The 21,402-nt window shown below is 66.0% G+C and carries 19 protein-coding genes; 12 read left to right on the plus strand and 7 right to left on the minus strand.

Annotated elements, in window-relative coordinates; genetic code table 11:
• Positions 1-112 precede the first annotated feature (112 nt).
• Positions 113-391: a polyhydroxyalkanoic acid system family protein gene (locus QKY98_RS18335; protein WP_027598922.1), complete on the plus strand. Its 279-nt coding sequence runs from the start codon at positions 113-115 to the stop codon at positions 389-391.
• 6 nt (positions 392-397) lie between these two features.
• On the opposite strand, the gene QKY98_RS18340 is transcribed toward QKY98_RS18335, so the two are convergent.
• The 6 genes from QKY98_RS18340 to QKY98_RS18365 form a co-directional block, all read right to left on the minus strand.
• Complete coding sequence (locus QKY98_RS18340) at positions 398-769, minus strand: gamma-butyrobetaine hydroxylase family protein (RefSeq protein WP_007161612.1); 372 nt, start codon at positions 767-769, stop codon at positions 398-400.
• A 144-nt stretch (positions 770-913) separates the two neighbouring features.
• Positions 914-2,263 (minus strand): ATP-dependent protease ATPase subunit HslU, encoded by a 1,350-nt coding sequence (gene hslU, locus QKY98_RS18345; RefSeq protein WP_007161613.1) that lies wholly within the window; start codon positions 2,261-2,263, stop codon positions 914-916.
• A gap of 19 nt (positions 2,264-2,282) precedes the next feature.
• Complete coding sequence (gene hslV, locus QKY98_RS18350) at positions 2,283-2,816, minus strand: ATP-dependent protease subunit HslV (protein WP_007161614.1); 534 nt, start codon at positions 2,814-2,816, stop codon at positions 2,283-2,285.
• A gap of 101 nt (positions 2,817-2,917) precedes the next feature.
• Entirely contained in the window at positions 2,918-3,658 is a 741-nt protein-coding gene (locus QKY98_RS18355; RefSeq protein ID WP_007161615.1) for an SPOR domain-containing protein, read from the minus strand.
• Positions 3,659-3,676: 18 nt separating this feature from the next.
• A complete protein-coding gene (argS, locus tag QKY98_RS18360; protein WP_284671365.1) occupies positions 3,677-5,434 on the minus strand; it encodes an arginine--tRNA ligase in 1,758 nt (585 codons plus the stop codon).
• 96 nt (positions 5,435-5,530) lie between these two features.
• The gene (locus tag QKY98_RS18365) at positions 5,531-7,744 is read right to left on the minus strand and encodes a primosomal protein N' (protein WP_284671366.1); all 2,214 of its coding nucleotides are present in this window, start codon (positions 7,742-7,744) and stop codon (positions 5,531-5,533) included.
• 157 nt (positions 7,745-7,901) lie between these two features.
• On the opposite strand from QKY98_RS18365, the gene rpmE reads away from it, so the two are divergent.
• From rpmE to QKY98_RS18380, 3 genes are all read left to right on the plus strand, one after another.
• Positions 7,902-8,117 carry a 50S ribosomal protein L31 gene (gene rpmE / locus QKY98_RS18370; RefSeq protein ID WP_007161618.1) on the plus strand — a complete coding sequence of 72 codons (216 nt, stop codon included), beginning with the start codon at positions 7,902-7,904 and terminating at the stop codon, positions 8,115-8,117.
• The gene (locus tag QKY98_RS18375) at positions 8,117-8,941 is read left to right on the plus strand and encodes a thermonuclease family protein (RefSeq protein WP_223855406.1); all 825 of its coding nucleotides are present in this window, start codon (positions 8,117-8,119) and stop codon (positions 8,939-8,941) included. The genes rpmE and QKY98_RS18375 overlap by 1 nt, the downstream gene beginning before the upstream one ends.
• Positions 8,942-9,053: 112 nt before the next feature.
• Positions 9,054-10,322 carry a malic enzyme-like NAD(P)-binding protein gene (locus tag QKY98_RS18380; RefSeq protein WP_007161620.1) on the plus strand — a complete coding sequence of 423 codons (1,269 nt, stop codon included), beginning with the start codon at positions 9,054-9,056 and terminating at the stop codon, positions 10,320-10,322.
• A 53-nt stretch (positions 10,323-10,375) separates the two neighbouring features.
• Here QKY98_RS18380 and QKY98_RS18385 read toward each other — a convergent pair whose 3' ends face one another.
• Positions 10,376-12,796: a penicillin-binding protein 1A gene (locus QKY98_RS18385; RefSeq protein WP_284671367.1), complete on the minus strand. Its 2,421-nt coding sequence runs from the start codon at positions 12,794-12,796 to the stop codon at positions 10,376-10,378.
• Between the two features lie 167 nt (positions 12,797-12,963).
• On the opposite strand from QKY98_RS18385, the gene QKY98_RS18390 reads away from it, so the two are divergent.
• Genes QKY98_RS18390 through QKY98_RS18425 form a run of 8 tightly spaced genes read left to right on the plus strand, consistent with a single transcriptional unit; the run spans position 12,964 to position 21,322 of the window.
• Positions 12,964-14,028 carry a pilus assembly protein PilM gene (locus tag QKY98_RS18390; protein ID WP_027598915.1) on the plus strand — a complete coding sequence of 355 codons (1,065 nt, stop codon included), beginning with the start codon at positions 12,964-12,966 and terminating at the stop codon, positions 14,026-14,028.
• Positions 14,029-14,619, plus strand: coding sequence for a PilN domain-containing protein (locus QKY98_RS18395; protein ID WP_007161623.1), 591 nt, complete (start codon positions 14,029-14,031; stop codon positions 14,617-14,619).
• Positions 14,616-15,269, plus strand: a complete 654-nt coding sequence (gene pilO / locus QKY98_RS18400; protein ID WP_007161624.1) for a type 4a pilus biogenesis protein PilO — start codon at positions 14,616-14,618, stop codon at positions 15,267-15,269. Before QKY98_RS18395 ends, pilO begins: the two co-directional genes overlap by 4 nt.
• Entirely contained in the window at positions 15,266-15,784 is a 519-nt protein-coding gene (locus tag QKY98_RS18405) for a pilus assembly protein PilP (protein WP_027602907.1), read from the plus strand. Before pilO ends, QKY98_RS18405 begins: the two co-directional genes overlap by 4 nt.
• Positions 15,785-18,034, plus strand: a complete 2,250-nt coding sequence (locus tag QKY98_RS18410) for a type IV pilus secretin PilQ (protein WP_081875221.1) — start codon at positions 15,785-15,787, stop codon at positions 18,032-18,034.
• A gap of 5 nt (positions 18,035-18,039) precedes the next feature.
• Complete coding sequence (gene aroK / locus QKY98_RS18415; protein ID WP_007161627.1) at positions 18,040-18,558, plus strand: shikimate kinase AroK; 519 nt, start codon at positions 18,040-18,042, stop codon at positions 18,556-18,558.
• Between the two features lie 52 nt (positions 18,559-18,610).
• Entirely contained in the window at positions 18,611-19,705 is a 1,095-nt protein-coding gene (gene aroB, locus QKY98_RS18420) for a 3-dehydroquinate synthase (protein ID WP_007161628.1), read from the plus strand.
• An 18-nt stretch (positions 19,706-19,723) separates the two neighbouring features.
• The gene (locus tag QKY98_RS18425) at positions 19,724-21,322 is read left to right on the plus strand and encodes an AAA family ATPase (protein ID WP_284671368.1); all 1,599 of its coding nucleotides are present in this window, start codon (positions 19,724-19,726) and stop codon (positions 21,320-21,322) included.
• The last annotated feature ends 80 nt before the right edge of the window (positions 21,323-21,402 follow it).

A 21,402-nucleotide genomic window follows, 5' to 3' on the forward strand; every position in this document is an offset into this window, starting at 1 on the left:
CAGGGGGATCGCCCGGCTTGCCTGGCTAAAACCTGGCTGACCGCTCGGTTCTCGCGATTGGCGAGGTGCCGGGCCCTCGCTATAGTCAGGGCCCCTTATCCGGAGTTCCCCGATGTCCCAGATCACCATCGAACGCAGCCATTCGCTCGGCCTGGAAAGCGTTCGCCAAAAGACCGACCAGCTGGCGGAAAAACTCACGCGCGACTATGGGGTGGCCTGCGCCTGGGAAGGCGATACCCTGAAGTTCACGCGCAGCGGCGTGGATGGGCGGATCGAGGTCGGTGAGGACCGGGTGCGGGTGCTGGCGACCCTGGGCATGATGTTCTCGATGCTCAGTGGCCAGATCGAGAAGGAAATCGAGCGCAAGCTGGACAAGGCCCTGGCGGCCTGAGGCCGCTCAGAGCATCAGCTTGACCGCGCTGACATGCGGGTCCCGCGTCTTGCCGGCGCGGGCCAGTTGTTCCAGGTAGTCGGCCCAGAGCGCGTCGCGGCGACTGCCCAGTTCATAGAGATAGTCCCAGCTGAACAGGCCGCTGTCGTGGCCGTCGTCGAAGGTCAGCTTGATGGCATAGCGCCCGGCCGGTTCGACGGCGCTGATGCCGACCTGCTGCTTGCCCCACTGCAATACCGGATTGCCGTGTCCCTGAACCTCGGCCGAGGGCGAATGCACGCGCAGGAATTCGGCGGGCAGCTCGAAGGTTTCCGCGCCATAGCTGACGCTGAGGGTCTTCGAAGCCTTGTGGAGCTGGATGGCGGTGGGAGTACGCATGGTGAGGTTCTCTGAGCGGTTTTGCAGTCTTTGCCTGAGGCCATCGCGGCCATGGCGGTCCGCCGATGCGGCCGCTCCTACAGGGTTCGATGTCTCCTGTAGGAGCGGCCGATGGCCGCGATCACGAATGCACCAAACCTACCGTTACAGTATATAGCGCGACAGGTCTTCGTCCTGGGCCAGTTCGCCCAGGTGGCCGTTCACATAGGCCGCGTCGATGACGATGGGCTCGCCATTCTGCTGGCCGGCGAGGTCGGCGGCGCTGAAGGACACCTCTTCGAGCAGGCGCTCCAGCAGGGTGTGCAGGCGCCGGGCACCGATGTTCTCGGTCTTCTCGTTGACCTGCCAGGCGATCTCGGCGATGCGGGTGATGCCGTCGGCGGCGAAGTCCACGTGCAGCCCCTCGGTCTTGAGCAGCTCGCGATACTGCTCGGTGAGCGAGGCGTGCGGCTCGGTGAGGATGCGCTCGAAGTCCTGCGGGGTCAGCGCCTTGAGCTCGACGCGGATCGGCAGACGACCCTGCAGCTCCGGCACCAGATCGCTGGGCTTGGACAGGTGGAAGGCGCCCGAGGCGATGAACAGGATATGGTCGGTCTTGACCATGCCCAGCTTGGTGTTGACGGTGCAGCCCTCGATCAGCGGCAGCAGGTCGCGCTGCACGCCTTCGCGGGACACATCGGCACCGCTGGTGTTGCCGCGCTTGGCGACCTTGTCGATCTCGTCGATGAAGACGATGCCGTGCTGTTCGACGGCTTCCAGGGCGCGGCCCTTGAGTTCTTCTTCGTTGACCAGACGGGCGGCTTCCTCGTCACGCACCAGCTTGAGCGCTTCCTTGACCTTGAGCTTGCGCTGCTTGGTCTTGCCCTTGTGCATGCCGGCGAAGAGATTCTGCAGCTGGCTGGTCATCTCCTCCATGCCGGGCGGGGTCATGATCTCGACGCCGGCAGGGGCATCGGCCACCTCGATGTCGATTTCCTTGTCGTCCAGCTGGCCTTCACGCAGGCGCTTGCGGAACAGCTGGCGGGTGTTGCTATCGGTCGACGCCGGCTGGGGTTCGTTGCTGAAGCCTACCGAGGGACGCGCCGGCGGCAGCAGGGCATCGAGGATGCGCTCTTCGGCGGCGTCTTCGGCGCGATGGCGGTTACGCACCATCTCCTGCTCGCGCAGCATCTTCACCGCGGCATCGGCGAGGTCACGGATGATGGACTCGACGTCGCGGCCGACATAGCCGACCTCGGTGAACTTGGTGGCTTCCACCTTGAGGAAGGGCGCATTGGCCAGCTTGGCCAGACGGCGGGCGATTTCGGTCTTGCCCACACCCGTCGGGCCAATCATCAGGATGTTCTTGGGCGTGACCTCGGGGCGCAGCTCGACCGGCAGCTGCATGCGCCGCCAGCGGTTGCGCAGGGCGATGGCCACAGCGCGCTTGGCGTCGTCCTGGCCGATGATGTGGCGATTGAGTTCGTGGACGATCTCGCGGGGGGTCATGGACATGGGCAGTCTCTAAACCGGATCACGCCTGGGGCGCGTCCAGCTCCTCGATGGTCAGGTTGCGGTTGGTGAACACGCAGATGTCACCGGCGATATTCAGGGCGGTCTCGGCAATCTCGCGGGCACCCAGGTCGGTGTGCATGAGCAGGGCGCGGGCGGCGGCCTGGGCATAGGCGCCACCGGAACCCATGGCGATCAGGCCTTCTTCGGGCTCCACCACGTCGCCATTGCCGGTGATGATCAGGGAAGCGTCCTTGTTGGCGACCGCCAGCATGGCTTCCAGGCGGCGCAGGGCGCGGTCGGTGCGCCAGTCCTTGGCCAGCTCGACGGCGGCCCGGACCAGGTGGCCCTGGTGCTTCTCGAGTTGCGCCTCGAAGCGCTCGAAGAGGGTAAAGGCGTCGGCGGTACCGCCGGCGAAACCGGCCAGCACCTCGCCCCGGTACAGCCGCCGGACTTTCTTGGCGTTGCCTTTCATGACGGTATTGCCCAGGGAAACCTGGCCGTCGCCGCCGATCACGACCTTGCCGTTGCGGCGTACAGAAACGATGGTGGTCAAGGGAATCTCTCCGCGTTGCTTGGGGCAGTCAGCCCCGGTTACGCGGAGATATGGGGATGGCCGCGACGCCCTTCAAGCGCCGCGGCGAGGGATTGCTCCGATCAGTGACCGCGTCGCTGTTGCAGCAACAGATTCTTGAAGCCGCTGCCGGCGAGCTGTTTCTGCGCCTGGGTCAGCTGGTCGCGATCGCTGTAGGGACCGACCAGTACCCGGTACCAGGTGTCGTCCTTGACCTTGCCCGACTCCACCCGCACGTCCTGGCCAAGCATGATGATCTGGGCGCGGACCCGGTCGGCATCGGCCTGGGTGCGGAAGGACCCGGCTTGGAGGAAGAACAGCGTCACCGGCGGCTGGGCCTTGGTGGTGGCTTCCTTGGGCGGCGTGGCGGCCGGCTGGCCCGGCGTAGTCGCGGGCGTGGCCGGTGTCGCCGTGGCCGCCTGGCCAGGTTGCGCCGGGGTCGCGGCGGCATCCGGCTTGGCCGGGGTGGCCGGCTTGGCGGCCGGATTGCGCGGCACGGCATCCGGCGGCACGATCACCTCGGATTCCGGCAGCAGGGTATAGAAATCGTACTTGGGCTTGATCGGCGTGGGCGGCGTGCCCTCGGTCTTGCCGGCGGCGGTCGCGGCCGGCTTGCCGTTGCCCGCCGCGGCGGCCGGGCGACCCTCTTCCGGCTTGGCGCGCTGCACCGCCTTGTTGCCCGGTTCGAGCTTCATCAGGAACACCACGAAGGCCCCGATGGCCAGACCCGACGCGAGCCAGACCCAGCCGGGCAGGGGCTGTTTCTTGGGAGCCGAGGTGTTGCGACTGGCGCCGCGCTTGGGTGGGGCTTTCTTGGTGGCCATCAGGCGGTGATCCGTCTCTTACATGCGTTCCAGGGTGTGCAGACCGAGCAGTTCCAGACCCTGCTTGAGGGTGCGCCCGGTCAGGGCGGCCAGCCGCAGGCGGCTCTGGCGCAGGGCGGCGTCCTCGGCGGTCAGGATCGGGCAATTCTCGTAGAAGCTGGAGAACAGGCCGGCCAGGTCATAGAGGTAGCTGCACAGCAGGTGCGGGGTGCCCTTGTCGGCAACGCTGGCGAGGATCTCGCCGAATTGCGCCAGACGTCCGCCGAGGTCCTGCTCCTGGGGCGCGTCCAGGCGGATGCTGCCGGCGGGGTCGTTCTGCTCGGCCTTGCGCAGCACGCTGGCGACGCGGGTGTAGGCATACAGCAGATAGGGCGCGGTGTTGCCCTCGAAGCTGAGCATCTGTTCGAAGTTGAAGCTGTAGTCGCTGGTACGGTGCTTGGACAGGTCGGCGTACTTGACCGAGGCGATGCCCACCACGCGGCCGATGTGGCGCAATTCGTCCTCGCTGAAGGGCGCTTCGCCACGCTCGGCGCGACCGGCATTGCGCTCCTTGACCAACTGGTAGGCACGTTCCTCTGCTTCGTCGAGCAGGTCGACCAGCTTGACGGTGCCACCGTCGCGGGTCTTGAACGGACGGCCGTCGGCGCCGTTCATGGTGCCGAAGCCCATGTGCTCGAGGTCCATGGCCGCATCGACGAAACCGGCGCGGCGCGCCACCTCGAAGGCCATCTGGAAGTGCAGGGCCTGACGCTGATCGACGAAGTAGAGCGTGCGATCGGCGTGCAGCTGGCGGCTGCGATAGCGCATGGCGGCCAGGTCGGTGGTGGAATAGAGATAGCCACCGCCGGCCTTCTGCACGATCACCGGCAGCGGATTGCCCTCGGCGTTCTTGAATTCGTCGAGGAAGACGCAGCGGGCGCCGTCGCTCTCGGTGAGCAAACCGGCGGCGTCCAGATCGGCCACCACTTGCGCCAGATCGTCGTTGTAGGCGCTCTCGCCCTTGACGTCGGCCGGGGTCAGCTTGACGTTGAGGCGATCGTAGACCTCCTGGCAGTGGGACAGGGAGACGGCATTGAATCGCTCCCAGAGCCGCAGGCAGTGGGCATCACCCGCCTGCAGCGCCACCACCAGTTCGCGGGCGCGAGCGGCGAATTCCGGCGAGGCGTCGAAGCGGCCCTTGGCGGCGCGATAGAACACCTCGAGATCGGCCAGCTCGCCTTCGGCGGCCTGGGGCTGCTCTTCCATGTAGGCCAGCAGCATGCCGAACTGGGTACCCCAGTCACCCACGTGGTTCTGGCGGATCACCTCGTCGCCGAGGAATTCCAGCACCCGCGCCACGGCATCACCAATGATGGTGGATCTCAGGTGACCGACGTGCATCTCCTTGGCCAGGTTCGGCGAGGAGAGGTCCACCACCACGCGCTGACGCGGCTCGTGGCTGGGCACGCCCAGGTGCGGATCGGCGAAGGCCGCATCCAGCCGCGCGGCCAGTTGCGCATGATTCTGGAAGAAGTTGAGAAAGCCGGGGCCGGCGATCTCCACCTTGCTCACCGCCGGATCGGCGGGCAGGGCGGCCAGCAGCTTCTCGGCCAGGTCACGGGGCTTGGCCCGAGCCGGTTTGGCCAGCAGCAGGGCGACGTTGCTGGCGAAATCGCCGTGGCTCTTGTCCTTGGTGTTCTCGACCTGGATGGCCGGGGCCACGTCGGCCGGCAGGGTGCCGTCGGCGATCAGGCGGTCGAGGGCGTGCTGGATGAGCTGGCGGATGCTGTCTTTCATGGTCTTTGGCCTTCGGCGTGCGCCGAGCGCGCACTGCGATGAAAACCCGGCATTATCCGTGGCGAGCCCGGCCTTGCCAATGGTAAGCCTATGCCACTAGAAGAGATCGATGGGATCCACATCCAGCGACCAGCGCACCTGGCGGGCTTCGGGCAGGCTTTCCAGCTGGACGACCCAGATGCCCAGCAGCCGGTGCAGGGGCGCGCGACTGCTGCTCTGCAGCAGCAACTGGGCCCGATGGCGACCGGCGCGTCTTTCCATTGGCGCCGGTACCGGACCAAGCAACTCCACCTGGGGCAGGGCGAGATTGACCGCCAGGCCCTCGGCGACGTGATAGGCCGCCTCGAGAAAACTCTCCACCTGATCCTGGCGATGGGCATCGGCACGCAGCAGCGCCAGATAGGCGAAGGGCGGCAGGCCGGCGGCGCGGCGCTCCTGCAGGGCCTGGCGGGCAAAGGCCGGATAGCCTTCCTCGGCCAGCTGCACCATGAGCGGATGATCGGCCAGATGGGTCTGGATCAGCACCTGGCCCGGTTCCTCGGCGCGCCCGGCACGGCCGGCCACCTGAACGATCTGCTGGGCCATGCGCTCGCTGGCGCGGAAGTCGGCGGAAAACAGCCCGCTGTCGGCGTCCAGCACGGCGACCAGGGTCACCTTGGGAAAGTGGTGGCCTTTGGCGAGCATCTGGGTGCCGACCAGGATGCAGGGCGCGCCGCTGTGGATGGTTCTGAGCAGCTTGCCCAGGGCGTCCTTGCGCGCCGTGGTGTCGCGGTCGATGCGCAGCACCGGGACGTCCGGGAACAGCAGCTGCAGGCGTTCCTCGGCGCGTTCGGTGCCGGCACCCACCGGGCGCAGGTCGAGCTTGCCGCAGGAGGGGCAGTGGCGCGGGGGCGTCTGGCGCTGATCGCAATGGTGGCAGCGCAACTCGCCGGAGCCGCGGTGATAGGTCATGCGGGCATCGCAGCGCGGGCACTGGGCCAGCCAGCCGCAATCGTGGCAGAGCAGGGTAGGGGCGAAGCCGCGGCGATTGAGGAACACCAGCACCTGCTGGCCGCGTTCCAGGGTCGCGCCCATGGCCTTGAGCAGCGGTTGGGACAGGCCGCTGTCCAGGGGGCGACTGCGCACGTCCAGGCGCTCGAAGCGCGGCGGCTGGGCGCCACCGGCGCGGAGCGACAGACGCAGATGGGCGTAGCGCCCCTGCTCGGCGTTGTGCAGGCTTTCCAGCGAGGGCGTGGCCGAACCCAGCACCACCGGCAGATTCTCGAAGCGCGCGCGGACCACCGCCAGGTCGCGGGCGTGGTACCTCAGGCCTTCCTGCTGTTTATAGGAGGCGTCATGTTCTTCGTCGACGATGATCAGCCCGGGGTGCTTGAGTGGGGTGAACAGCGCCGAGCGGGTGCCCACCACGATGTCCAGTTCGCCATCGCGGGCGGCCAGCCAGATGTCCATGCGCTCGCGATCGGTCAGCGCCGAATGCAGCAGGGCGATGCGCGCATTGAAGCGCTGTTCGAAGCGACCCAGGGTCTGGGGCCCCAGGTTGATTTCGGGGATCAGCAGCAGGGCCTGACGTCCCGCTTCCAGGGTGGCGCGGATCAGCTGCAGATAGACCTCGGTCTTGCCGCTGCCGGTCACCCCTTCCAGCAGATAGCAGTGGAAGCCGCTGCCGGCGCGGACCGCTTCGTAGGCCAGGCGCTGCTCGCCGTTGAGCGGCAGCTCGGCCTGGGCGAGCCAGGCGCCCTGGTGCCGATGCGGCTGGTGATAGCGGGTCTCCACCTTGACCAGGCCCTTGGCCTGCAGGAGGTCCAGACTGTCCTTGACCAGGCCGAGCTGGCCGAGCAATTCGTGCAGCACGCCATGGGGGTGCTGGCGCAGGGTCTTGAGCGCCTCGCGCTGGCGCGGCGCCCGGGCCAGGCGCGGATCTTCCGGGCGGGCGTCGGGTTGGGCGATCCAGAAGCGCTGCAGCCGTCGCTCCGCCGGTTCTCCCTGACGCAAAAGGGCAGGAAGTGCCCAGCTCAGGGTGTCGCCGAGGCTGTGCTGATAGTACTGGGCGGACCACTGGCAGAGTTCGAACAGCGCGCTCGGCAGTGGCGGACGCTCGTCGAGCAATTGCAGCGCCTTGCGCAGCTTGTCCGCCGGCACCTCGGTCTCCTGGGCGACCTCGATCAGGACCCCGATCACCTCGCGGCGGCCAAAGGGCACCCGCAGCCGCACGCCCGGGCGCAACTGCTCCTCGACCGCTCCCTTGGGCGGCAGATAGTCGAACAGGCGGCGCAGCGGGGAGGGCAGCGCCAGGCGCAGGATCAGGGGCACGGCAGGGCTCGCAGGAGGAAAGCCCGATGGTAGCAGACGGGCGGTGTGGGGGCTGCTTGCACCTCTTAGCTGCTCTGGTATGATTTGCAGCCCAAATCTGTGCGGTATCCGGCAATGGCGCCGGGTGGCGGCACAGCTAGACCCCGAGGATAGCCCCATGAAAGCTGATATCCATCCGCAGTACGATGCCATCGAAGCCACCTGCAGCTGCGGCAACGTCATCAAGACCCGCTCGACCCTGAGCAAGAACATTCACCTGGACGTCTGCTCCGAATGCCACCCGTTCTACACCGGCAAGCAGAAGGTCCTGGACGCTGGCGGCCGTATCGACCGCTTCAAGCAGCGCTTCGGCGTGTTCGGCAGCAGCAAGTAATGCGCTGCCGTCGACCATCTCCGCATGGTTCGACACTGAAGAAGGCGTCCCTCTGGGGCGCCTTTTTCGTTTCTGGCCTGACCGGCGCGCCCGCGGCCCTGGCGGCGGCGTGCCCGCTGCTGCCTGGTAGCCAGGAGGTGATGGTCCGGCAGGTGGTGGATGGCGATACCCTGCGCCTGGTCGACGGCCGCTCGGTCCGGCTGATAGGCGTCAATGCGCCCGAGCTGGGCAAGTCCGGCGGTACCGCCCAGCCCTATGCCGAGGCGGCGCGCCGGCGCCTGCAGGAACTGGTCGCGGCCAGCGACGAGCGCCTGCGGCTGGTGCCGGGTAGCGAGGCGACCGACCATTACGGCCGCACCCTGGCACATCTCTATGATCGCGAGGGCGACAATCTTGAAGCCCGGTTGATCGCCGAGGGTCTCGGCTATGCCGTCGCCATCGCGCCCAATATCCGGCTGGCCGATTGTCAGGCCGCCGCGCAAAGCCAGGCGCGCCGGGCGCGTCTCGGGGTCTGGAAGCAGGAGCCGACCCCCGCCACCCGGATCGCGGAAGGCGGTTTCGCCGTGGTGCAGGGGCGTCTGCTGGACGTCGAACGCAATCGCGGCGGCCTCTGGCTGCAGTTCGAAGGCGATCTGGTGGTCCATGTCCCCGAGCGCTTCGTCGAGGCCTTCGACGGCGTGCCGCTGCATCAATGGATCGGCCGCCAGCTCGAGGCGCGGGGCTGGATTTCCGATCGCAGCCGGCGCCAGGAAGCGGGGCGCGCCCGCTGGCAGATGACCTTGAGCGATCCGCACATGCTGGGTTTGCAGGTTGAATCGTTTTAGCCGAAAGTCGTATTGCGATTGATTTCAGGCATATGGCCGATTGCTTGTGGCACCTTGAGTCTTTGCGTATTCTCGCCCGACCCAAGACCCACACCACGCGGATATACCAATAATGTCTGATCTCAAAACCGCTGCCCTCGAATACCACGCCCAGCCGCGCCCCGGCAAACTCAGCGTCGAGCTGACCAAGCCCACCGCGACCGCCCGCGACCTGTCCCTGGCCTACAGCCCCGGCGTCGCCGAACCGGTCCGCGAGATCGGTCGCGATCCCGAAATGGCCTACCGCTACACCGGCAAGGGCAACCTGGTCGCCGTGATCTCCGACGGTACCGCCATCCTCGGCCTGGGCAACCTCGGCCCGCTGGCCTCCAAGCCGGTGATGGAAGGCAAGGGTGTGCTGTTCAAGCGCTTCGCCGGTGTGGACGTCTTCGACATCGAGGTGGACGCCGAGAGCCCCCAGGCCTTCATCGACACCGTCAAGCGCATCTCCATCACCTTCGGTGGCATCAACCTGGAAGACATCAAGGCGCCCGAGTGCTTCGAGATCGAGCGCGCCCTGATCGAGCAGTGCGACATCCCGGTGTTCCACGATGACCAGCACGGCACCGCCATCGTCACCGCTGCAGGCATGCTCAACGCCCTGGAAATCGCCGGCAAGCGCCTGGAAGACGCCAAGATCGTCTGTCTGGGTGCCGGTGCCGCCGCCATCTCCTGCATGCGCCTCCTGGCCAGCATGGGCGCCAAGGTCGAGAACATCTACATGATCGACCGTCAGGGCGTGGTCCACAGCGGCCGCAACGACCTGAACCAGTACAAGGCGGCCTTCGCCACCGAGACCAGCAAGCGCACCCTGGACGATGCCCTCGAGGGTGCCGACGTCTTCGTCGGTCTGTCCGGCCCGAATCTGCTGTCGGCCGAAGGCCTCAAGCGCATGGCGGCCAACCCCATCGTCTTCGCCTGCTCCAACCCGGATCCGGAAATCACCCCCGAGCTGGCCCACGCCACCCGCGACGACGTGATCATGGCCACCGGTCGTTCCGACTACCCGAACCAGGTCAACAACGTCCTCGGCTTCCCCTTCATCTTCCGCGGTGCCCTGGACGTCCGCGCCCGGGTCATCAACGAAGAGATGAAGATCGCCGCCGCCCTGGCCCTGCGTGACCTGGCCAAGCTGCCGGTGCCCAAGGAAGTCTGCGAAGCCTACAAGGTCGACAGCCTGAGCTTCGGCCGCGAGTACATCATTCCCAAGCCGATGGATGCGCGCCTGATCACCTTGGTATCCGATGCCGTGGCCAAGGCCGCCATCGAGACCGGCGTGGCCACGCTGCCCTATCCGGCGAACTATCCGCTGAAGTCGGTGGATGACGTCTTCGCCAAGTAAGGCCTGAAGCAATAAAAAACCCCGCCGCGGCGGGGTTTTTTATTGGCTGGAGATCAGAAGATGTCCATGGGCACGGTTTCGCTGGAGGGCAGCGGCGTGCCGGGCGCCACGCCAGGCGGCAGCTCGTCCAGGCTCGGCGGGGTGTCCTCGCTCTTGAACAGCTCGAAGTAGGCGTTGGGCGTGCCGGGCGGCGCGGCGCGACCGGTGGTGGGGTCCACGCGGATGGAAACGATGCCTTCCGGTTCCTTGAGCTGATGCGGCGGCTTGTCCTTGAGCGCCGCGCCCATGTAGCTCATCCAGATCGGCAGGGCCACGGTGCCACCGAATTCCTGGCGACCCAGGGTCTCGGGCTGATCGAAGCCGGCCCAGACCGTGGTCACGTAGTCGCCGTTGTAGCCGGAGAACCAGGTGTCCTTGGATTCGTTGGTGGTACCGGTCTTGCCGGCCAGGTCGTTGCGACCCAGTTCCAGCGCCTTGCGCCCAGTGCCGCGCTTGATCACGTCCTGCAGCATGCTGTTCATGATGAAGGCATTGCGCGGGTCGATGACCTGGGGCGCGAACACCGGCGCCGGATTGGCCGGATCGGCGGCGGCGGTATCGGCCGCTGGCGTGACCTCGACGCCGGGTGCGGCCTTGGCCTGCACCTGCTGGGGCACCCGCGGCGCGGCAGTGCGATAGACCACCTTGCCGTCGCGATCGGTCACGTGATCGACCACGTAGGGGGTCACCTTGTAACCCTCGTTGGCGAACACCGACCAGCCGGTGGCGACTTCCAGCGGCGTCAGGCCCGGGGTACCGAGGGCCAGGGACAGGTTGCGCGGCAACTGGTCGCGCTCGAAGCCGAAGCGACTGACGTAGTCCAGCGCATAGTCGATGCCGATGGCCTGCAGCACCCGGATGGACACCAGGTTGCGCGAGCGATACAGCGCCTCGCGCAGGCGGATGGGGCCGAGGAAGGTGTTGTTGTCGTTCTTTGGTCGCCAGGCTTCGTCGGGATTCTCGTCCATGAAGACGATGGGCGCATCGTTGACCAGGCTGGCGGCGGTGAAGCCCTTTTCCAGGGCCGCGCTGTAGATGAACGGCTTGAAGCTGGAGCCGGGCTGGCGGCGGGCCTGGGTCGCGCGGTTGTAGTTGCTCTGCTCGAAGGAGAAGCCACCGATCAGAGCACGGATGGCGCCATCCTGGGGGTCGAGGGAGACCAGGGCGCTCTGCGCCTTGGGGATCTGCGAGAACTTCAGGCTGCCATCGTCCTGGCGCTGCACCCGGATCAGGTCGCCGACCTTGACCACGTCGGCCGGACCGTTCGGCCGCGGCCCCAGGCTGTTGGCGCTGAGGTAGGGGCGGGCCCACTTCATCGAATCCCAGGAGACTGCCTCTTCCTTGCCCTCGCGGGTCAGGACCATGATCCCGCTCTTTTCCACCTGGGTGACGATGGCCGGATCCTGGCCGCCGACGATGCGCTGCTTCTGGATCAGTGCGGTCCACTCGGCCCGGCTGCGGTTGGGCCACTGGGCCTCGGGCCCGCGGTAGCCATGGCGGCGGTCGTAGTCGGTCAGGCCGTCGCGCACGGCCTCGAAGGCGTCCGTCTGCAGCCGGCTGTCGATGGTGGTATAGACCTGGTAGCCATCGGTATAGGCGTCACCGCCATAGCGGCCGACCATTTCCGCCCGCGCCATCTCGGCGATGTAGGGGGCGTTGAGCTCGGGAATGGCGACGTGGTGATAGGCCTCAAGCGGCTCGGCGATGCCGGCCTGGTAGGCCGCCTGATCGATATAACCGAGCTTGAACATGCGTTCGAGAATCCAATTGCGTCTTTCCAGGCTACGCTCAGGATTAGCGACCGGGTTGTAACGCGACGGCGCCTTGGGCAGACCAGCGATCATCGCCATCTGGGCAACGGTCAGGTCCTTGATGGACTTGCCATAGTAGACCTGGGCGGCGGCCTCGATGCCGTAGGCGCGGTTGCCCAGGTAGATCTTGTTGACGTAGAGCTCGAGGATCTCGTCCTTGGTCAGTTGGCGCTCGATTTGCAGCGCCAGGAGGATCTCGGTGAATTTGCGCGAGAAGCTGCGTTCGCTGGTCAGGAAGTAGTTCTTGGCGACCTGCATGGTGATGGTGCTGCCGCCGGTCTGGATGTGTCCGGTCTTGACCAGCTGGCTCACCGCTCGCGCCAGGCTTTTCACATCCACGCCATAGTGATTGGCGAAGTTGTCATCCTCGGCGGAGAGCAGGGCATGGATGAAATCGGGCGGTATCTCGTTGAACCGCAGCGGCGAGCGGCGCATTTCACCGAATTCGGCGATGAGTTTGCCGTCCGCGCTGTACACCCGCAGAGGGATCTGCAGTTGCACGTTTCGCAGGGCGTCGATGGAGGGCAGGCTGGGGCTGAGGTAGAGGAAGGCACCGCTGAGACCCAGCAAAAGGCTGCAGACCAGGGCGACCAACGACCACCAGAAAAATTTCAGAAGACGCATCAAGAGACTTTTCGAATGGAAAGAAGGAAAGGGCGACAGGTGAGGGTCAGCCTACACGGCGTCGCCATTATAGGCGCGTTTGGCGGTTGGCCGCTATTTGCTCGGGTGTCAAGTCTGTTATCTAATGCCCGTCCGCGGAAGACCACCGTCGCTCATAGGGAACTGATGTGCTAGGGCTATTCAGAAAGAAGGCGAATACGCTGCTGGGTATCGACGTCAGTTCGACATCCGTGAAACTCATCGAGTTGAGCCGTGCAGGCGGGCGCTACCGGGTGGAGGCCTATGCGGTCGAACCCCTGCCGGCCAATGCCGTGGTCGAGAAGAACATCGCCGAACTCGAAGGCGTGGGCCTGGCCATCGGCCGGGTGCTGGTCAAGGCGCGCACCTCCGCGCGCAGCGCTGCCGTGGCCGTCTCCGGCTCGGCGGTGATCGCCAAGACCATCGAGATGGACGCCGGTCTGACCGACGACGAGCTGGAAAACCAGATCAAGCTGGAAGCCGACCAGTACATTCCCTATCCGCTGGACGAGGTCGCCATCGATTTCGAGGTGCAGGGGCCGTCGCCGCGCAACGCCGAGCGCGTCGAGGTGCTGCTGGCCGCCTGCCGGAAGGAAAACGTCGAGGTCCGCGAAGCGGCCCTGGCGCTGGCCGGCGTCTCGGCCAAGGTGGTCGACGTCGAGGCCTATGCCCTGGAGCGCGCCTATCAGCTGCTGGCCAATCAGCTCGGTGGCCACGTCGACGACCTGACCGTGGCGGTGGTCGACATCGGCGCCACCATGACCACCCTGAGCGTGCTGCACAACGGCAAGACCATCTACACCCGCGAACAGCTGTTTGGCGGTCGCCAGCTCACCGAAGAGATCCAGCGTCGCTATGGCCTGTCGGTGGAAGAGGCCGGTCTGGCCAAGAAGCAGGGCGGGCTGCCGGACGACTACCAGAGCGAGGTGCTGACGCCCTTCCGCGAGGCGGTGGTGCAACAGGTGGCGCGTTCGCTGCAGTTCTTTTTCGCCGCCGGGCAATACAATGATGTGGACTACATCTTGCTTGCTGGAGGAACCGCGTCAATTTCCGGACTCGACCGCTTGATCCAGCAGAAAATCGGCACCCCCACGGTCCTGGCCAATCCCTTCGCCGACATGACCGTCAGCAACAAGGTCAACGCGGCGGCCCTGGCGGGTGACGCCCCGGCGCTGATGATCGCCTGCGGCCTGGCCATGAGGAGTTTCGACTAGATGGCCCGCATCAACCTCTTGCCCTGGCGGGAGCAGCTGCGCGAAGAAAGGCGCAAGCAGTTCCTGGTGATCCTGGGTGGCATCTTCGTGCTCTCCTGTGGCGCCGTGTTTCTCGGCGACCAGTACCTGTCCGGCGAGATCGCCCGCCAGGAGGCGCGCAATGCCTTCATCCAGCAGAACATCGCCCAGCTGGATGTGCGCATCAAGGAGATCAGCGAACTCAAGACCCGCCGTCAGCAACTGCTGGCGCGGATGAAGATCATCCAGGACCTGCAGGGCAACCGCCCGGTCATCGGCCATGTCTTCGATCAACTGGTGCGGACGCTGCCGGACGGCGTCTACTTCCGCGAGCTGAAGATGCAGGGTGACACCCTGTCGATCAGCGGCGAGGCGGAATCCAACAACCGGGTCTCCAACCTGATGCGTAACCTGGATGCCTCGGACTGGTTCGCCTCGCCTACGCTGATCGAGGTGAAGGCCACCACCGCGGGTGCGGTGGACCAGGCCAATACCTTCCAGCTCACCGTCAAGCAGACCCAGCCCGGCGCCCCTGCGACACCGGCCCCGCTCGCCCAGGGAGGCAAACCATGAGTCTCGCCGATTCCCTGGCCAGCCTGCGCAAGGTCGACATCAACGACCTCAATCTCGAGAATCTGGGTTCCTGGCCCAAGCCGGTCAAGGTCATCGCCTGCCTGCTGATCGTGCTGGTGGTGCTGCTGCTCGGCTATCAGTTCCACCTGAGCGACATGCAGGCCCAGCTGGATAGCCAGCGCAACCAGGAAGAGACCCTCAAGCAGCAATACGCCAGCAAGGCCTTCCAGGCGGCCAATCTGGATGCCTACAAGCAGCAGATGGTGGAGATGGAAGAATCCTTCGGTGCCCTGCTGCGGCAACTGCCCGGCGACACCGAGGTGCCGGCGCTGCTGGAGGACATCACCCGCACCGGTCTTGGCAGTGGCCTGGAATTCGAGCAGATCAAGCTGTTGCCCGAGGTCACCCAGCAGTTCTATGTCGAGTTGCCGATCCAGATCACCGTGGTGGGCAGCTATCATGACCTGGCCACCTTCGTCAGTAGCGTGTCCAGCCTGCCGCGCATCGTCACCCTGCACGACTTCGACCTCAAGCCGGTGGACGACAGAAACGCCAATGGCGGCGGCACGGTCTCCGGAGGCGGCGGCAAGTTGCGCATGAATGTCCTGGCCAAGACCTATCGCTACAACGACAAGGGGCTCGGCAAATGAGGACGCCCCTGTTGTTATGCCTGCTGACCGGCGTGCTGGTCGGCTGCGGTTCCAGCGATACCAGCGATCTGCAGGCCTTCATGGACGAAACCCGCGCCAAGCCGCGTGGTTCCATCGAGCCGCTGCCGCAGTTTCGCGCCTACGAACCCTTCACCTATGCGGCTTCGGCCCTGCGCAGCCCCTTCCAGGCACCGGTACGCATCGATCCCACGGTGCGCCAGCGCGGAACCGGCAACATCAAGCCGGACGTGAATCGGCCCAAGCAGTTTCTCGAAGGCTTCAACATCGAGACCTTCAGCATGGTCGGCATCCTGGCTAATGCCAGTGGCCGCTATGCGCTGGTCAACGGCGCCGGGGGCGTGCATCGCGTCAAGGTGGGCGACTACCTGGGACGCAATGACGGGCGCATCACCAAGATTACCGATGGCGAGATCGACGTGATCGAAATCGTCCCGGATGGCGAGGGTGGCTGGCTGGAACGGCCGCGCACCATCACCTTGAAGGAAAAGACTTAAATGGGCGGGGCGAGCACTGTGAACACTACTATCGCGGGACGACTGGGGCTGGGCCTGGCCCTGCTGCTGAGCAGCCTGGCCGGCCAGGCTCTGGCAGCCGATCTGCAGGCCTTGAACGTCGCCTCCCTGCCCGGGGATCGCATCGAACTCAAGCTGACCTTCGATCAGCCGGTGCCGGTGCCCAAGGGCTACACCATCGAGCAGCCGGCGCGCATCGCCCTGGACCTGCCCGGCGTTGCCAACAAGCTCGGTACCAAGAGCCGTGAGCTGGGCAATGGCAATGCCCGCAGCGTGACGGTGGTCGAGGCGGGCAACCGCACCCGCCTGATCATCAACCTCACCAATCTGGCCAGCTACGACACCCGGGCCGACGGTCGCAACCTGTTCGTCACCATCGGGGGCACCGCCGGCCGCCAGACGGCCAGCGCCCAGGCCAACCTGACGCCCAACCTGCCGCGCGCCGCTGCGCCGACCACCGTGACCGCGCCGTCGTCCGCTCCCTTGCCCGGCGCGATCGCCCGCACGCCGCTGCCGCCGACCCAGGCCACCTCTACCGTGGCGGCCATGACCGCGCCGCGGCCGCAATTGCGCGGCAAGGCGATCCGCCATATCGATTTCCAGCGTGGGCCCCAGGGCGAGGGCAACGTGGTCATCGACCTGAGCGAGACCGGCATCAATCCGGACATCCAGGAGCAGGGCGGCAAGATTCGCCTGACCTTTGCCGGTACCCAGCTGCCCGAAGAGCTGCGGGTACGGCTGGACGTCAAGGATTTCGCCACCCCGGTGCAGTTCGTCAACGCCTCCGCTGACAGCGGCGGGGCGTCCATCGTCATCGAGCCGACCGGTACCTACGACTACCTGGCCTACCAGACCAACAACCGTCTGACCCTGAGCGTCAAGCCGCTCACCACCGAGGAAAAGGAAAAGCGCGCAGCCGATCGCTTCACCTATACCGGCGAGAAGCTGTCGCTGAACTTCCAGGACATCGATGTCCGCTCGGTGCTGCAGCTGATCGCCGACTTCACCAATCTCAACCTGGTGGCGAGCGACACCGTGCAGGGCAACATCACCCTGCGCCTGCAGAACGTGCCCTGGGATCAGGCGCTGGATCTGATCCTCAAGACCAAGGGCCTCGACAAGCGCCAGATCGGCAACGTGCTGCTGGTGGCCCCGGCCGACGAGATCGCCGCCCGCGAGCGTCAGGAGCTGGAGTCCCAGAAGCAGATCCAGCAACTGGCACCCTTGCGTCGCGACCTGATCCAGGTCAACTACGCCAAGGCCGCCGACATCGCCAAGCTGTTCCAGTCGGTGACCAGTGCCGACAAGACCGCCGACGAGCGCGGCTCCATCTCGGTGGACGAGCGCACCAACAGCATCATCGCCTACCAGACCCAGAATCGCCTGGACGAACTCCGCCGCATCGTCTCGCAGCTGGACATCCCGGTGCGCCAGGTGATGATCGAGGCGCGGCTGGTGGAGGCCAACGTCGACTACAGCAAGCAGCTGGGCGTGCGCTGGGGCGGTAACGCCAGTTCGGGCAACTTCGCGGTCTATGGCAAGGACGGCGCCACCACGGTCGACCCCACTACCGGTCAGGCCTTCCTGCCGGGTACCAGTACCGTGGGTAACTTCACCTCTACCAACGGCGTCGCGCCTACGCCTTTCGTCGACATGGGCGTTTCCGGCAGCACCTCGGGTATCGGCATCGGCTTCATGGTCGGCGGCAAGATGCTCGACCTGCAGCTGTCCGCCCTGCAGTCCAGCGGCAATGGCGAGATCATCTCCCAGCCCAAGGTGGTGACCTCGGACAAGGAGACCGCCAAGATCCTGCGCGGTACCGAGATCCCCTACCAGGAAGCCAGTTCCAGCGGTGCCACCAGCACCAGCTTCAAGCAGGCCGCCCTGTCGCTGGAGGTCACGCCGCAGATCACCCCGGACAACCGCATCATCATGGAGGTCAAGGTCAACAAGGATGCCCCTGACTACCAGAACGCCCTCAATGGCGTGCCGCCGATCAGCAAGAACGAGGTCAATGCCAAGGTACTGGTGAGCGATGGCGAGACCATCGTGCTGGGCGGGGTGTTCTCCAACACCCAGACCAAGTCCACCACCAAGGTGCCGATGTTGGGCGACATCCCCTATGTCGGCCGACTGTTCCGCCGGGATTCGGTCACCGACAGCAAAGTCGAGCTGCTGATCTTCCTCACGCCGCGTATCATGAACAACCAGGCGATAGCGGTTGGTCGATGACATAAGTGCGTAATCTGTTTCTCGTAGGACCGATGGGCTCGGGCAAGAGCACCATCGGCCGGCTCCTGGCGAAGGAATTGCGGCTGCCGTTCAAGGATTCCGACAAGGTAATCGAAGAACGTACCGGTGCCGACATCCCCTGGATCTTCGATGTGGAAGGCGAGCAGGGCTTTCGCGAGCGCGAACGCGCCGCGATCGCCGAGCTGTGCGCGGAAAACGGCCTGGTGATGGCCACTGGCGGTGGCGCCGTGCTGCGTGAGGACAATCGCCAGGCGCTCAAGCGCGGTGGGCGGGTCATCTATCTGCATGCCTCCATCGAGCAGCAGATCGAGCGCACCTCCCGCGATCGCAATCGCCCGCTCCTGCAGACCGCCGATCCCGCGGCGGTGCTGCGCACTCTCATGGCCATGCGCGATCCGCTGTACCGCGAAATCGCCGACATCATCATCGAGACCGACGAGCGGCCGCCCCGGCTGGTCGTGCTGCAGATACTCGACCGTCTGAAAGCCCTGGCACCGCATTAAAGCCGCAGGCGTTCTGCGCTATGCTAGGCGCCCTTTGAATCAAGGTGACGGCATGCGGACTCTTCACGTCGAGCTCGGTGAGCGCAGCTACCCGATCTACATCGGCCAGGGCCTTCTGGATCAGCCGGAATGCTTCCTGCCCCATCTCGCCGGGCGCAAGGTGGCGATCGTCACCAACGAAACCATCGCGCCGCTCTATCTGGAGCGCCTGCTGCGCACCCTGGGCGATCGCCAGGTCAGCTCGATCGTGCTACCCGATGGCGAGGCGCACAAGAACTGGGAAACCCTGCAGCTGATCTTCGACGGTCTGCTGCAGGATCGTCATGATCGCAAGACCACCCTCATCGCCCTCGGTGGCGGGGTGGTCGGCGACATGGGCGGCTTCGCCGCGGCCTGCTATCAGCGCGGGGTGGACTTCATCCAGGTGCCGACCACGCTGCTGTCCCAAGTCGATTCCTCGGTGGGCGGCAAGACCGGCATCAACCACCCGCTGGGCAAGAACATGATCGGCGCCTTCTACCAGCCCAAGGCCGTGGTCATCGACACCGCCAGCCTGGCGACCCTGCCGGCGCGGGAGCTGTCGGCGGGTCTGGCCGAGGTCATCAAGTACGGCCTGATCTGCGATGAGCCCTTCCTCGGCTGGCTCGAGGAGCATGTCGAGGCGCTCTTGGCGCTGGACCAGCAGGCGCTTACCGAAGCCATCGAGCGTTCCTGCGCGGCCAAGGCCCAGGTGGTCGGCAGCGACGAGCGCGAGTCGGGCCTGCGGGCGATCCTCAACCTGGGGCATACCTTCGGCCACGCCATCGAGACCCACCAGGGCTATGGCGTCTGGCTGCACGGCGAAGCGGTTTCCGCCGGCATGGTCATGGCGCTGCAGATGTCCCTGCTGCTGGGCTGGCTCACGGCCGCCCAGCGCGACCGCGCCCTGCGCCTGCTGGTCCGGGCCGGGCTTCCCGTGGTACCGCCGGCCGACATGCAGCCGGCCGATTTCGAACGCCTCATGGCGGTGGACAAGAAGGTCCTGGATGGACAACTCCGGCTGGTACTGCTCAGTGACCTGGGCCAGGCCGTGGTGACCGCCGACTTCGCCCGCGACATTCTCGAGCAGACGCTGCGTACCGATTACCAAGCGCTGACCGCCCAGTAAGGAGAACAAGAGAGTCCCATGTCCAATCTGCACGCCGACGAAGCCTTCCTCGGTCACTATCAGTTCACTCACGACCCGTTCGCCGCCCGCGTTCCCGGTTTCAAATTCTTTCCGGCGCAGCGCAAGCCGGTGCTGGGTCAGTTGCATCACCTGGCCCGCTACAGCCAGTTGTTGCTGGTGGTCAGCGGTCCCGAGGGCAGCGGCAAGACGCTGCTGCGTCAGGCGCTGGCGGCCAGCACCAAGAAGGAAGCGGTGCACTGCGTGGTGATTTCCGCGCAGAACGGCGGCGACGCCCGCACCGTGCTGGCCCAGGTCGCCAAGGGCGTGGGCGCCGACAGCCAGACGCCGGCGGCCATTCTCGCGCAGGCGGCGGAAGTGCGCCTGGCGGGGCAGGAGGTCTACATCCTGGTGGATGACGCCGAGGCGCTGGCCACCCCCGCCCTGGAAGCCCTGCTGGAGCTGGCCGGTGGCGGCGAAAAGGAGCGTCTGCACGTCTTCCTGTTCGGCGAGGCGGAAGTGGTGATGCGCCTGGAGGACATCGCCCAGGGCGAAGAGCGCTATCACGCCATCGAATTGCTGCCCTACAGCGAAAGCGAGGCCGAGGAATATCTCGCCCAGCGCCTGGAGGGTGCCGGTCAGGGTCTGGAGATCTTTACCGACGAGCAACTCGCGACCATTCACCAGCGCTCCGGTGGCTGGCCCGGTCGGCTCAACGAAGAAGCCCGGGATGTCCTGGTGGCCGGCATGACCGCCCGGCGCAAGAAGGCCGCCGCTCCGGCGAAGGGCTCGCGCAATCTGCTGGCGGCGCTGCCGCGCAAGCATCTGGTCATTCTCGGGGTAGTGGTGCTGGCAGTAGGCGCTGCGGCTCTGTCGCTCAAGGGCGGCAAGAGCGAAACCCCGGCGACCGGCACGGCCGGGCAGGACCTGCCCATGGGCGGCCAGAACACCGCGTCCGCCGGCAAGGACGCCCAGGGGGCGCCCATCCAGTTCGATGGCTCTTCCAAGCCGCTTCCCCTGCCGCTGGTGGGCGAGTCGCAGCCGGTCATCCGCGAACCCCTGGCGGAAGCGGCGGGTGGGCGTCAGGCTGGTACCGCTGCAGGCAACGACATGGGTGCGGGTGGCGTACCGCCCACCGTGACCACCGACGCCCCGCCCATCAGTGACGAGGACGAACTGCCCAGCCGGACGCCGGCACGCACGCCGGCGCCCAGCGCGCCAGCAGTGGCCGCTCCGGCGCCCCGGCATACCGCACCTGCGCCGACCCCCGCGCCGGCACCGGCCAAGCCGGCCCCGGCTGCTGCCCCTGCGCACGCCGGTGGCACTGCGGCGGGCTGGTACGGCAGTCAGGCGGGCAGCAAGTACGCCTTGCAGGTGGTGGGCACCAGCACCGAAAAGGCGGCGCAGGACTTCATCGCCGCCCAGGCCGACAGTGGCAACTTCCGCTATTTCAAGAAGAGCTACCAGGGCAAGGCGCTCTATGTGGTGACCTACGGCAACTTCGCCAATCGGGCGGCGGCCGAGGCGGCGGTCAAGCAGCTGCCGGCCAAGGTACAGGCCAGCAAGCCCTGGCCGCGGACCTTCGCCAGCATCCAGCAGGACATCGCCACCAGTCGCTGATTCTTGCCTGGCACGAAAAGAAAGCCCCGGCGCTATCACGAGAGTGACGCCGGGGCTTTCTGTTTTGCGTCATCGAATTT

The sequence above is a fragment of the Pseudomonas sp. HR1 genome (assembly GCF_030175875.1).
GTDB lineage: Bacteria > Pseudomonadota > Gammaproteobacteria > Pseudomonadales > Pseudomonadaceae > Chryseomonas > Chryseomonas oryzihabitans.